Consider the following 14,860-nt stretch of genomic DNA (forward strand, 5'->3'; position numbering starts at 1 on the left):
ATAATGTTGTTTTATTATTTAACTTATTTTAAGGAGAAAAATGCCTGAAAAAAAATCTATATTAATAGATGGAAATAAAGATAGAATTTTGTTCTGGTTTGAAGATCAAAAAAATCAAAATGAAATTAAATTAATTGATTTTAATAAACTTATTTCAACTATTTTATTTAAAGGTAATTTTAATACAAAGGATTCCCGTGTAATTGACTTTCTAGAGAGAATTAAGAAATCACTTATGGATTATCTACCTATAAAATTTGCCAATTTTATTGTTAACTTCGAAGAAAACACTATATTTAGCATTTATAAAAAAGTTCCATTAATTTATGTGAATAATGAAGAATTTGAATGAAATAATGACTTCGAAAAATTATATAATGAGATTCTTAAGGACCTAATAAAAGATGGATATTATGTTGAATTCTTGCCTAACATTATTTTATATTTCTCAGACATAGCAGGAATTTTGAAGTTATATATTAAAAAAAGTTATTTTATGAATAATAAAGGAGAAGAAAATGGAAAATAGTAATGCTAAACCAAATAAAAATCCCAAGATAATTTCTATTTTTGGTTATATTGTTGAAGTATCAGGACAATTTCCTTATGAACAAGGACAACAATTTGTTTGCGAAAGAGATACAAATATTAAATTAATTCTTATTAGTGCTACAAATGATCACGCGTTTTTATTAGCTAATAATGAAAATAAAGAGTTAAAAATTAATGATACAATAATCGCTACCCAAAAGCGTGATGTATTTACTTCAAAACAACATTTTGGAAATGTAGTCGATATTTTTGGCGATGTTGTTTTACCTAAAAAGCTTGCTGTTGAAAAACAAAAAAATGATCCTGAAAGTGCCACATTTAAACTTGCTCATCAATTAATGAGTGTTCAAACATTAAATGAGCAACTATATACAGGATTCACATCAATAGATTTATTAATTCCTATCGGAAAAGGACAACGTGAATTAATTATTGGGGATAGACAAACCGGAAAAACTCACATAGCAATTAATGTTATCTTAAATCAAGCAAAAACCAATACCAAGTGTGTTTATGTTGCAATTGGACAAAAAAGAGAAAGCATATCTAAAATTTATAATACCTTAAAAGAACATGATGCTTTAAAAAATACTATTATTGTTGATGCGCCTGCTACTAGTGCATACGAGCAATATCTAGCTCCATATGTAGGTATGGCTCATGCTGAAAACATTTCATTAACTGATGATGTTGTTATTATATTTGATGACTTAACAAAGCATGCTAATATTATTCGAGAAATTGCTTTATTAACTGATAAGCCTGTTGGTAAGGAAGCAATGCCCGGCGACATATTTTTTGCTCATTCACAATTATTAGAACGTGCTGGTTCATTTAAAAATAGAAAAACAATTACTGCTTTACCAATTTTACAAACTATTGATGGCGATATAACTTCATTAATTTCTTCTAATGTTATATCAATTACTGATGGTCAAATTGTAACTAGCGCTGACTTATTTTCTCAAGGTGTTTTACCGGCTATCAATATTAATTTATCAGTTTCAAGAACTGGTTCATCAGTACAAAATAGAATTATGTCAAAGGTAGCTTCAGAAGTAGGTAAAATCTTTAAACAATATAAGAGACATTTAAAGCTTGCTGCTCTTGATTATGAATTGAATAAAGAAACCGCAACATTATTGTACAAAGGAAAAATGATTGATAAGATGTTTATTCAAAAAGGATATACATTATATTCGAATAAATTTGTTTTATTGATGTCTAAACTAATTTCATGAACTATATTACATGGAATTAAGGATGAAGAAAAAGCGCTAAGATTTATCGATCTTTTAATTGAAACAAATCAGGAAGCTAAAAATGCTTATAATACTATGCAAACAAGTACAGATTATGATGATAAGATTATGAAAAACTTTTTTGCATATGCTTTAAAACAATATTCAGATTATTTAAATTTAGGATGAGATGTTGAATATGAACATGAGTTTGTTGAATTTAGTAAGGAATATTTAGAATTAGTTGCTAAAAAGTTAGGAGATAAATAATGGGAAAAATAGTTAAATTATGATCTGACATTATTGAAGTTAAATTTAATAAAAAAGAGTTGCCATTAGTTAATCAATTACTAACAACGAATGACGGCAAAACTTATTTATTGGTAAAAAGAATTATTGATGAGGAAACAATTAGAGCTATTATTATCTATTCTTCAAAAGAAATTAACATCAATGATGAAATTATTAATACCAAACAAAGTTTTATGGTTCCAGTTGGTTCAGGTTCCAAAAATAATATCTATTCATTTGAGGGAAAACCGTTACTTGAAAAACGTGGAACAAAACCTATATATATTGAAATGAATTCAATTATTAACAACGATCGCTATCTAGAGAGTAATCTAGAAATAGTTGAAACAGGAATTAAGGCAATTGACTTCTTTATGCCAATTATTAAAGGATATAAATTGGGTATATTTGGTGGTGCCGGTGTTGGTAAAACTGTTTTAATGAAGGAAATTATTTTTAATGTTAATAAAAAATCAACAAAGACTTCAAATATTTTTATTGGTTCCGGAGAAAGATCACGTGAAGCTATTGAATTATTTGATGAGTTAGAATCATCAAATTTAATGAAGAATTCAGTAATGTATATTTCAAAAATGAATGAATCACCAGGAGCTAGAATGTCGATTGTACCAATTGGTATTACAGCTGCCGAATATTTAAGAGATTATGAAAAAGATGATGTCTTATTATTTATTGATAATATTTATCGTTTTATTCAGGCTGAAAACGAGGTTTCTGCTTCATTGGGTAAAAAACCTTCTGTGGGCGGTTATCAATCTACATTAGAATCAGATGTTGCTAATGTTGAAAATAGATTATTTAGAAACAAAAATGGATCAATAACATCATTCCAAACTATTTTCTTGCCAATGGATGATTTAAGTGATCCATCAGCCGTTGCAGTATTTAACCACCTTGATGGTAATCTTGTTTTATCGCGTAATCAAACCTCAAAAAATATTTTCCCTGCTTTTGACCCTCTAGCTTCTTCATCGCACTCTGTTGATGAAAAAATTATTGGTAAAGCACACTTTGACGCTATCATAGAAACAAAAAGAATTTTAAAAGCATATAAAGACCTTGAAGATGTTATTTTGATTCTAGGATTTGATGAATTAGATGAACAAAGTAAGAATACAGTTAAAAAGGCTCTTCAATTGGAAAATTTCTTTACTCAAAACTTCTTTATGACTGAACACTTTACAAAATCTCCCGGTGTTTATGTTTCGTTGGAAGATACGATAAAATCTGTTCAAAGAATTTTAGATGGTAAATATTTAAAACAAAGTCCCGAAATTTTTGCTTATGTTGGTTCAAATCTAGATATTCCGACTGATGAGGAATTAGGATTATAAAATTACTTGCTTTTGTTGAATATAGATAAAAAATCCAGTCACATTTGTGCTTGGATTTTTTTAATTAGTTGCTAATAGGAAATAGCTAAAAGAAAAAAAGAAGAAGAAATAAGAGGCTTGAGTTCTTTGTTTATTGATTATGTAAAAAAAGAAATTGTAATAGAGATATGCCAAACATTGTAGTTTTATATATTGAAACATCAAAAAATTAAATTATATTTATTTATCAGTTGTAATTCATCACAAAACAAATAAAATTCTCAATTAAAATTTATTTTCAGTAAATGATCTAGATTTTGTTATTAAACATATGTTAAAAAAATGGCTTTTTATAACTAAAAACTATTGTAGAAAATTATAATAAATTGATATAACAAAAAAGATTACAGTTGTCATTAAATCAAGAAACTCGACATACGCTTTTTTGGAGAAATTGACAATAAAATGTGTTTTTAAAAAAATGACTATGTTTATTGTAGGGCATTTTTTGTTTTTATGTATGATTAGCTATTAACCCCTTTACTTCTTAATAAATTGATGTAAAATATTATTACTATATTTTTTGCAAAAATATATTATGGAGGAATATGAATAGTAATTTTGATAAAAAAGAATATTTTGAATTAATGGATAAGTGATTTAGAGCAGCTAATTATTTAAGTGTTGCTCAAATCTATTTAAGAAACAATCCATTATTAAAAAAAGAATTAACAAAAGATGATATTAAATTATATCCTATTGGTCACTGAGGAACAATTCCTGGACAAAATTTTATTTATACTCATTTAAACCGTGTTATTAATAAATATGATTTAAATATGTTTTATATAGAGGGTCCTGGACATGGTGGCCAAGTCATGATATCTAACTCATATTTGGATGGTTCTTATTCAGAAATTTATCCCCAAATTTCACAGGATGAAAAAGGGATACAACGAATGTGCAAGCGTTTTTCATTTCCTGGTGGAACAGCAAGTCACGCCGCTCCTGAAACACCTGGATCAATTCATGAAGGTGGAGAGTTAGGTTATTCATTATCGCATGCAACAGGAGCAATATTGGATAATCCTGGTGTGATTGCAGCAGCGGTTATAGGTGATGGTGAGGCTGAAACTGGGCCTCTTTGTGCTGGATGATTTTCAAATTCGTTTATTAATCCAGTGAATGATGGTGTTGTTCTTCCTATCGTTCATCTAAATGGTGGGAAAATTTCTAATCCAACTCTTTTAGCAAGAAAACCAAAAAAGGAAATTGAACAATATTTTTTAGGTTTAGGTTGAAAGCCATATTTCTTTGAATGAAGTGGTAATAAAACTAGTGTTGAAATTCATCAAGAAATGGCTAAAATCATGGATCAAGCTATTGAAGATATTCTAAATATTAAGGCTAAGGCAGAATTAGTCGGGCCAAATAATGTAACAAGACCATTATGGCCTATGCTAGTTGTTAGAACCCCGAAAGGTTGGACATGTCCAAAAGATTGAGATGGACAAGCAATTGAAGGCAGTTTTAGAGCACATCAAGTGCCCTTGCCTGTTAGTGCTTTTAATGTTACTCACATTAAAGAGTTAGAAAAGTGACTAAAATCATATAAACCTGAAGAACTTTTTGATGAAAACGGAACTATTCTAGCAGAAATTAAAAACCTTGCTCCAAAAGGTAAGCAAAGAATGGCAACAAATCCAATAACAAACGGAGGAATCAATTCACGCTATCTAGATTTATCTCCATGAGAAAAATTTGCTACTAATGTTGAATATCCTGGTAAAAATAAAGGGCAGGATATGGTTGAGCTAGGAAAATATATGGCTGATGTTGTAACAAAAAATCCTGATAATTTTAGGGTCTTTGGTCCTGATGAAACAAAATCAAATAGATTATTTGAACTTTTTAGAGTTACTAAGCGTCAATGATTAGAGGAATATTCGGACAAATATGATGAATTTGTTGGTCCTGTTGGTAGAATTATTGATTCACAATTAAGCGAGCACCAGGCTGAAGGCTTTTTGGAAGGTTATGTTTTGACTGGGCGCCATGGTTTTTTTGCTTCATATGAATCATTTTTACGGGTTATCGATTCAATGTTAACTCAGCATATGAAGTGATTAAAGAAGTCTTTAGAATTGAAATGAAGAAATGATTATCCATCTCTAAATATTATTGCAACTTCAACAGCATTTCAACAAGATCATAATGGTTATACGCACCAAGATCCTGGCCTTTTAGGCCATCTTGCCGACAAACGTCCTGAATTAATAAGAGAATATTTGCCTGCAGATTCTAATACACTTTTGGCTGTTATGGAAAAATCATTAACTGAAAGAAATGTTATCAATCTAATTGTTGCTTCTAAGCAACCGCGAGAACAATTTTTCAATATCGATGAAGCAAAAGAACTTGTTGAAAAAGGCTATAAGGTTATTGATTGAGCTTCAAATGTTAAGGAAACAGAAACGCCTGATATTGTCTTTGCATCATCTGGTGTTGAACCGAACCTAGAAACACTAGCAGCAATTTCTATTGTTCATAGTCATTTTCCTAAGCTTAAAATCAAGTATATTAATGTTGTTGATTTATTAAAATTAAGAAATCCTAAGATCGATCCACGTGGAATTAGTGACGAGGAATTTGATAAAGCATTTACAAGAGATAAACTAGTTGTGTTTTCTTTCCATGGATTTGAAGGTTTAATAAGAGATATATTCTTTGATCGAACAAATCACAATTTAATTATTCATGGTTATCGTGAAAATGGTGATATAACAACTAGTTTTGATATCAGACAATTAAGTGAAATGGATAGATATCACATTGCTAAAGATGCAATAGAGAAATTATATGGTTCTAAGGAACAAAATTTTATCGATTTAATGAATAAAAAAATACAAGAACATAATGAATATATTCATGAATTTGGCTACGATATGCCAGAAGTTGTTGAGTGAAAATGAAAAAATATTAATGAGTAAAAAATAACGCTTTTATGTTATAATTTTTGCTAGTTAATTAACTTCAATAAATAATATATAAGGAGCATATTCTATGAAAAAGGAAATTCATCCAAAATATTCTGAAATTCATGCAACATGTTCATCGTGTAGCACAGATTTTATTTTTGGTTCAACCGCTGAAAAAGTATCTTTAGATGTTTGCTCTAATTGTCATGCATTCTACACCGGAAATCGTACAGACGTTAAGGCACGTGGTCGTGTAGAAAGATTTAACAAGATATTAGAAAAATCAAAAAAATAAGTACTTATTTCAAAAAAAGAAGATTAATAATAAAAAACTAGGAAAGTTTCCTAGTTTTTTATTTATAAGCAGTAATGAAAGCCAACATTGAAGCCAATGTTATTATCAGTATCCTCCCATTTTGCATTGAAATCTTTGGTTTTAATTTCGCCCTTTGAAGAATTTACTGATCTTATTAGACCTACGGTAGAGCTTATTGCTGAGGTGATTATTGGAATTGCTCCTAATATAGAAGTAATTAAGGCTGATATGGCAAATCCGCCAGCAATTTCATCACATTCTTTTTCACTTAATTTTTTCATTTTTCCTCCCTATAAATTTTTAATTTATAAACTTGGAAATATAACAAATATATGAAAAAAGAGCGAAAAAAATAAGGTTTAGTTAAACCTTATTTTCGTCTTTTGTTAGTTTGTTCTTTTTATAATGTTTTATTCAATGTATGGTTACAATCGATAAAACCACACTTATTGCTCCTAAAACTAATCAAATATCAGCAAAATTTAAAACTCCTTGGTTTGCTCACGGAAAATTCATAATATCTCTTACGCCACCGAATATAAATCTATCAATCATATTACCCATAGATCCAGCACTTACTAAACCAAGAAAAATAGTTATGCATATTGAATGCTTTTCTCTGACAAAAGTTACGCCTCATAGTGAACCTAAAATAATGGCAAAACTAAATGTGTGCAAGACTGGCAAATTGCTTTCAAAAAAACCTAACGTAGTGCCAGCGTGAAAAACTGATTTAAAGATTATAAATTTGTTGCCGATTTCATAGTCTAGATCTGGAGATAAAATGCTTTTATCTTTTCATCTAAAAATATATTCCTTTGTAAGTTGGTCTATTAATAAGAAAATAAATAATGCTCCCAAAAAAATTGCTATGTTAACAAGAATGAATTTTCAATTTGTTCTTCAATATTCTTTTGAAAAGTATTTTTCCTTTTTATTTTCTTGCATCAATAACCTCCTCGCATCTAAAGCAAATTTCATTTTTAAAACTAAATTGATCTTTTTCAAAGTGATTTCAACATCTTAGACATTTATATGATTCGCGTTTTTCAACCTTCATTTCGTTTCCGATGGTTAATTTAGCAATCATTAGTAATTTAGCTAGTGGTAATGATTTTATGAATTCTGATTTAGTTGTAATAGTTACAAATGCCTCGTTTTGTCTCTTAATTTCTTGCAATTTAATCTTTTCTTCAATTAATCTATAAACCTCGTCTTTTAGATCAAAAAATTCTTGTCATTTATCGCTTAGCTTTGTTGAAAAAGTTTTATTTAGATTTCATTTTAATAAGTGTACAGATTCTTGCTTATTAGGTTCGTTATAATATTGATATACTTCCTCCATAGTTGTTGGAAGTATAGGAGCAAGTATTTGCAATAAAGTTTTAATGGTTTTGGCAAAAACGGTTTGAACTTGTCTTCTTTCATAGTTATCTTGTTTATTTAGATATAAAATATCTTTTGTAATTGTGATATAGTAAGAACTTAAATCAATGATAAAATTATTTACTTCTTTAATAACATTTACAAATTTATAATTTTCATAAAAGGATAGAATTTTAGCTTCCAAGTTATTTATTTTTTCAAACATTAATGCATGAATAGATTCAAGACTAACATAATTAAAATCAAAGTCAAATAGTGCTCCTAGCATAAATTTGATTGTATTTCTTAATTTACGATAAATTTCGACATTTTGTTCCAAAATCTTATTATCAATTGTAATATCGGCCGTGTATTCAGAGTTTGCAGCTCATAATCTTAAAATATCTGAACCATATTTTTTTACTATTTCTAGCGGGTCAACTGTATTTCCTAATGATTTAGACATCTTGCGCCCCTTGCCATCGAGAGTAAAACCATGTGATAGAAATGACTTAAAGGGACTTTTATTTCTTCAAGCAACCGAATTTATCATTGAGCTATTAAACCAACCGCGATATTGGTCTGAACCTTCGAGATATAAGTCAAATGGTGCCTCAATAGCAGCTGGTTTAACGCCTAGTGAAGTTGATCCTGAATCAAATCAAACATCCATAATATCATTTTCCTTAGTGTATCCAAGTTTTTGATATTTTTCAGGTAATAATTCGTCCGCTGTTTTTTCATATCATATGTTTGAGCCATGTTTTTCTATAAGATTTATGACATAGTCAAATATTTCTTCTTCCAATATTGGATTTTTGTTTTTGTCATAAAAAACAATAATAGGAACACCTCAACTTCGTTGTCTTGAAATACATCAAGTATCGCGATTTTCAAGCATTAATTCAAGGCGGTTTTTTGATCACTCGTTATATGTTTTAACATTATTTATTTCATTTAGAATTTTATCTTTAATCTTTTTAACGGATACAAATCACTGAGGAGTGGCGCGATACATAATTGGAAGATGGGTTCTTCAATCATGAGGATATGAGTGTTTTATCTTTTTGAATCCAAGCAATAAATTATTTTCCTCTAAGAAATTACCAATTAATGGATTAGCATCATCATAGAAAATGTTCTTAAATTGAAGTGCTTTTTCATTTAATGTCCCATCATCATTGACGTGCATAATTTTTTCAAGGTTGTTTTTATTTCCAATAATAAAATCATCTTCGCCAAATAAAGGCGCCATATGGACTAATCCTGACCCATTTTCAAGTGTAACATGGTGTCCCTCAACGACTGGACAAATTAGTTTATTAATTGGACTTTCGTATTTTATTCCTAATAAGTCTTTACCTTTGAAACTGCTTCCAATAATTTCATATTTTTCTCATTTACATTGTTGAGCAACTGATTCAACTAGGCCTTCGGCTAAAATGTAAGTAGTATTATTAACTTTTATTTTGATGTATTCAAATTCTGAATTGATAGCTACACCTGAATTTGCAATTAATGTTCACGGAGTAGTTGTTCATATAATTAGTTTTTCATCCTTACAAACAATATTATTGCCTTCTGTAATCTTAAAGGCAACAAATATTGATGGTGAAATATGGTCTGCGTATTCAACTTCAGCCTCTGCTAGGGCAGATTGTGAAGAAGGCGATCAATATATTGGTTTTAGGTCCTTGTATATCAAACCATCAAATAGCATTTTTTTAAAAAGTCTTAATTGTTGTGCTTCAAATCTTTTATCTAAAGTAACATAAATTTCTTTAAAATCAGTTAGCAATGAAAGCTTTTTAAATTGTTCCATTTGTTTTGCAACCTGACTTAGGGCATACTCTTCACATGCTCTTCTTAGTTCCACAACTGAAAAATCTTTTGCAGTCATTTTTCGCTCTACTAACATTTTGTGTTCAATAGGAAGCCCGTGAGTATCTCAACCGGGTGTAAATGGAGCATAAAAGCCTTGCATATTTTTGAATCGTACAATTATGTCCTTAAGGATTTTATTTAACGCATGACCAACATGAATATTCCCATTCCCATATGGAGGTCCATCATGCAAAACAAATGTTTTATTCCCTTTGTTGGAAGCTAAAATTTTTTGATATAGTTGTTCATCTTCTCATTTTTTTTGGAAGATAATTTCCTTATCAGCAAGATTTGCTTTCATTGAGAATTCTGTTTGTGGCATTAATAATGTGTCTTTATAATCTTTACTTTCTTCAGCCATATTTTTTCCTTTATTGTTTTGTTGTATTACAGTTAAAAATAATATATTAAATTTTACAATAATTTATATAAAAACAGTGCTAATGTTTTTTGTAAGAAATTAAACAACATTATATTTGTAAAAAAAGATATTAATGTAAAATTAATAACATGTATAACCATAAACTAATAGAAAAAAAATGACAAGATTTTTGAGAACAAAATAGATCATTTAAGACAACAAAAAAAAGCAATAAAAAGGCCTATATTCTTGATATGTTCCCATATCCTTCGGGGTCTGGTTTACATGTTGGACATCTTGAAGGCTATACTGCAACAGATATAATTTCACGTTACAAAAGATTAAACGGATTTGATGTATTGCATCCAATTGGCTGAGATGCTTTTGGATTACCTGCTGAGCAATATGCAATTAAGACTGGAAACCACCCAGCCCCCTTCACAATAAAAAATATTAATAACTTTCGTAGACAATTAAAACTAATGGGATTTTCATATGATTATGATAAAGAAATTAATACTACTGATCCCAAGTTTTATATTTGAACTCAATGAATTTTTAAGGAATTATATAAGCATGGACTTGCTTCAATTGAGGAAATTGACGTTAATTGATGCGAAGGATTGGGCACAGTATTGGCCAACGAAGAAATTATTGAAATTAACGGGCAAAAAGTTTCGGAGCGCGGTAATTTTCCTGTCGTCAAGAAGCCGATGAAGCAATGAGTCCTAAAGATCACTAAGTATGCCGATAAACTCCTAGAGGGATTGACTAGCCTTGATTGACCCGAAAGTTTAAAATTATTACAAAAAAATTGAATCGGAAAATCACAAGGTCATATTGTTAGATGAAATCTTAAAAATTCAAAGAAAAATATTGCAACCTTCACAACCAGATTAGATACTATCTATGGTGTTTCATCGATTATTATTAGTCCTGAGCATCCATTGCTTTTAGAAATTTGTACAGATGAATATAAGAAATTAATTATCGATTATATAAATATAACAAAGACAAAAAGCGATCTTGAAAGAACACAACTTAATAAAGACAAGACAGGTTTGTTCACTGGGGCATATGTTAGTCATCCCCTAACAAATGAAAATATTCCGGTTTGAGTTTCTGACTATGTTTTAATGAGTTATGGCGAAGGGGCAATAATGTCTGTTCCTGCTCATGATGCCAGGGATTATGAGTTTGCAAGAAAATATAATCTAACTATTAAACAAGTATTAGAAGCGGAGAAGTTACCGTTTGTTGACGATTCTAAACATATTAATTCTGATATCGCAAACGGCCTTAAAAAAGCACAAGCAACAGAAGTTATTTATCATAAATTAAATGCGATGGGCGTCGTTGATAATAAAACTAATTTTAAATTGAGAGATTGAGTATTTTCACGTCAACGATATTGGGGCGAACCGTTTCCGGTTTTATTTGATGAAAATAATAAAATTTATTTAGTTGATAATTTAGTAAAACTTCCTGAGGTTAATAATATTAAAGCATCAGGCTCAACAGAAGGACCGCTTGCCAACATTAAGGATTGATTATATGTTGAAGTTGATAATAAGATATATCGACATGATACTAATGTAATGCCCCAATGAGCGGGGTCTAGTTGATATTTCCTGGCCTATATTTTAAAAAATGATGACGGAACATATTTGCCGCTTGATAGTCAAGAAGCAAAGGAAAGATTTAATCAATGGTTGCCAGTGGATTTATACATTGGCGGCCAAGAGCATGCCGTATTACACTTATTATATGCTAGATTTTGACATAGATTTTTATATGATTTAGGCATTGTCAATACCAAGGAACCATTTCAAAAGTTAATAAACCAAGGTTTAATTTTAGGACCAGATGGACAAAAAATGTCAAAATCTCTTGGCAATGTCATCAATCCTGATGGTTTAGTTGAATCACATGGTGCTGATGCCCTAAGGTTATATGAGATGTTTATGGGCCCCTTAACTGAGTCAAAGTCATGAAATACAGATTCTCTCAACGGAATTAGAAAATGACTCGATAGAATTTATCTTATTGTTGATAAATTAAGAAAAAACATCGATATAACTGATGAAAATCAGGAACTTGATAGCAATATTAATCAACTTATTTTGGATATTAGTGAAAATATTGAAAAATATAAGTTTAATATAGCAATAAGCAAGTTTATGGTCTTTATTAATTTTCTTGCGAATATTGAAAAAATTAATTCATTAGAAATTATTAAAAACTTTGCTATTTTATTTTCGCCTTTCGCTCCTCATATAGCAGAAGAATTTTTGGAAATGATTGGTGAAAAATCGATATTTTACCAAAAATGGCCAATTGCTAAAACTAATTTAATTATTGAAAAAAATCCGCAAATTGGTGTACAAATTAACGGAAAGTTGCGTGGTCAGTTAGAAATTCGACCAATTTGGAACAATGATGAAATTGTTACGCAGGCAATGCAGCTTGATTCAATTAAAAAATGATTAAAAGACAAGCAAGTGATTAAAGTTATTTATATTGAAAATAAAATATTGAACATTCTAATTAAATAAAGAAATTTAGATAATAACCAAAATAAGAATACATTAGGCAAAATAAAATAATTAGACTCAAGTCAAAAATAATGATTTGAGTTTTTTATTATTTTATTTAGTGTATCAATTATTATAAATGCCTCTAGTGAAACAAAAAATAAGTATAATCAAGGCCGATAACATATATTATTAAAGTATATATTTTTTAAAAATGAAATATCGGTTAAAAAATTCTTAAATATTAATATATAAACTATTTATTTTATGTTTAATTTAAGCTTAATTTGTGACTTTCATTTTTTTATTAATATGTATTAATGAATTATTTATGTTTTTATTTGCATTAGTTTATGAAAGTATAAAACTTTAGTTTTTTTAAGCCTAAAATTAGAAATATTATACAAAAATTAAGTGATGGAAAAAAAGTGTATAGTAAGTTAAATTAGCCATAAATTTTTAATTTAAAATATGATTTTTCTTTAAAAAAAGCGCTATTTTTTTTTTTTTTTTGGTTGGTCATATAATTATAAAAAATACTAAATTGAAAGGAAAAAAAATGAAAAAAAGCAAATTACTTTTTTTAGGATTTTTGCCTGTTTTGGCAACACCAATTATAGCTCTATCATGTGCAAATCCTGCTAAACCAGAAGAACCAAAAAAACCAATTGAACCAAGCAAGCCAGAAAAACCAGCAGAACCAAAGAAACCAGAAACTCCAAATAAAGATAAAAATCAAGAGTTTGGCAATAATACCAAAATTGTTTATGAAGATTTAAAGAAACATCATTCAAAAAAAGTCCTTACAGATTTAATAAAACAAAATAAACCAATTACGGATCTATTAATAAAAAATGCAATTAATCTAGACTCAGTTGATTCAATTAACACTAACAATAATCTTATAAATAATATAAAAAATGAAGCACCAAAAATTGAAATTGATCTTAGTGACCCAACTAATGAAGAAATTAAGAATGTAATTGATAATTTTTATTACAAGAATTTATATAAACATTATGATAGATCAAAAGAAGGGAAGCAAGGTTTTGATTTTTTATTAAACAATGATAAAGGAATTGTTTTGTTTCCAAATGAACCAGAACACAATGTTCCTTGAGATGAAGATGATGAACCTTTTATAATAACAAGTGATCAAAAAATAAATGCATTATTCGAAGTTTTTAGTGGTAAAAAATTGCCATTTACTCAGGAAGAAAAAGATACTTTACTAAGAGATTTAAAGAAGGATACAAAAAATCATAAAGAATTGGAAGATGAAATAAGTACTAAATTTAGTGGTTTTGTTGAATCTGAAATTAAGAAGGTTAAAAATTTTTTTGAAGATGTTTTGGAAATTCAAATAGAAGAAATTGAGGATCAAATTTATGATTATTTTAATATGATAAATGGTCCAATTGGCGACACAACAACTCTTTGAGATGTTGAGCAACGAGCTAATTTAGTTAAAGACTATATCAAACAAGTTCAAACTTTAGAAAAAACATATTCACAATATAAAGATTTTGGAAATACATTTATTACCTCTGATGGAAAAGTAATAAAGGAATCTGATTTATCTAATATTGGTATTACTTATCCTAAGGAAGAACTTATTAAATATCGTGAACAAGCCTTTAGAGAATTGCGAGAAAAAATTCAATTTAAGGTATATATATTAAAGCCATATGAACCGTTTTATATTAGTCCATATAATGCCGTTGAAAAAATGCATAATTTTATCAATAAGATAATTGTTGAACAGCAAAAAAAGCTAAAAAAGCTAAAAGAAGATTCAAAAACTATTGATTTTAACTAAAAATCCATCCTAAAAAAGTAAATATTTAAAATAAAAAAATTTAATAAAGGTGTTAAACTCACCTTTTTTATTTTTTAAAATCGCAACTATAAACCTTTTTAATGAAGGCTATTTATTTGCTAAAAATAAATATATGTATGAATTTATAGACATAATTATTAATTTATTAGTTAAAATATTTCATA

At 28.6% G+C, this 14,860-nt stretch carries 10 protein-coding genes; 7 read left to right on the top strand and 3 right to left on the bottom strand.

Going from position 1 to position 14,860, the window contains the following annotated elements; all coding sequences use genetic code 4:
• The first annotated feature begins 40 nt into the window (after window positions 1-40).
• From ACWXVS_RS01490 to rpmE, 5 genes are all read left to right on the top strand, one after another.
• Window positions 41-529, top strand: a complete 489-nt coding sequence (locus ACWXVS_RS01490; protein WP_455994702.1) for an MSC_0623 family F1-like ATPase-associated protein — start codon at window positions 41-43, stop codon at window positions 527-529.
• Window positions 519-2,063, top strand: a complete 1,545-nt coding sequence (locus ACWXVS_RS01495; RefSeq protein WP_455993610.1) for an MSC_0619 family F1-like ATPase alpha subunit — start codon at window positions 519-521, stop codon at window positions 2,061-2,063. Before ACWXVS_RS01490 ends, ACWXVS_RS01495 begins: the two co-directional genes overlap by 11 nt.
• The gene (locus tag ACWXVS_RS01500) at window positions 2,063-3,439 is read left to right on the top strand and encodes an MSC_0618 family F1-like ATPase beta subunit (protein ID WP_444704770.1); all 1,377 of its coding nucleotides are present in this window, start codon (window positions 2,063-2,065) and stop codon (window positions 3,437-3,439) included. The genes ACWXVS_RS01495 and ACWXVS_RS01500 overlap by 1 nt, the downstream gene beginning before the upstream one ends.
• A gap of 587 nt (window positions 3,440-4,026) precedes the next feature.
• Window positions 4,027-6,408: a phosphoketolase family protein gene (locus tag ACWXVS_RS01505; RefSeq protein WP_455994704.1), complete on the top strand. Its 2,382-nt coding sequence runs from the start codon at window positions 4,027-4,029 to the stop codon at window positions 6,406-6,408.
• Window positions 6,409-6,481: 73 nt separating this feature from the next.
• A complete protein-coding gene (gene rpmE / locus ACWXVS_RS01510) occupies window positions 6,482-6,691 on the top strand; it encodes a 50S ribosomal protein L31 (protein WP_438340297.1) in 210 nt (69 codons plus the stop codon).
• Between the two features lie 62 nt (window positions 6,692-6,753).
• Here rpmE and ACWXVS_RS01515 read toward each other — a convergent pair whose 3' ends face one another.
• The 3 genes from ACWXVS_RS01515 to ileS form a co-directional block, all read right to left on the bottom strand.
• Window positions 6,754-6,993: a hypothetical protein gene (locus tag ACWXVS_RS01515; RefSeq protein ID WP_444704768.1), complete on the bottom strand. Its 240-nt coding sequence runs from the start codon at window positions 6,991-6,993 to the stop codon at window positions 6,754-6,756.
• A gap of 82 nt (window positions 6,994-7,075) precedes the next feature.
• The gene (locus ACWXVS_RS01520; protein ID WP_455993606.1) at window positions 7,076-7,660 is read right to left on the bottom strand and encodes a signal peptidase II; all 585 of its coding nucleotides are present in this window, start codon (window positions 7,658-7,660) and stop codon (window positions 7,076-7,078) included.
• Window positions 7,647-10,322, bottom strand: a complete 2,676-nt coding sequence (gene ileS / locus ACWXVS_RS01525) for an isoleucine--tRNA ligase (RefSeq protein ID WP_455994706.1) — start codon at window positions 10,320-10,322, stop codon at window positions 7,647-7,649. Before ileS ends, ACWXVS_RS01520 begins: the two co-directional genes overlap by 14 nt.
• 149 nt (window positions 10,323-10,471) lie before the next feature.
• Here ileS and leuS point away from each other — a divergent pair, with 149 nt between their 5' ends.
• Together leuS and ACWXVS_RS01535 are read left to right on the top strand one after the other, a co-directional pair.
• Window positions 10,472-12,877, top strand: coding sequence for a leucine--tRNA ligase (gene leuS, locus ACWXVS_RS01530; RefSeq protein ID WP_444704766.1), 2,406 nt, complete (start codon window positions 10,472-10,474; stop codon window positions 12,875-12,877).
• 538 nt (window positions 12,878-13,415) lie between these two features.
• The gene (locus ACWXVS_RS01535) at window positions 13,416-14,675 is read left to right on the top strand and encodes a hypothetical protein (protein WP_455994708.1); all 1,260 of its coding nucleotides are present in this window, start codon (window positions 13,416-13,418) and stop codon (window positions 14,673-14,675) included.
• Window positions 14,676-14,860: the final 185 nt, after the last annotated feature.

Source organism: Mycoplasma sp. 327, assembly GCF_053851655.1.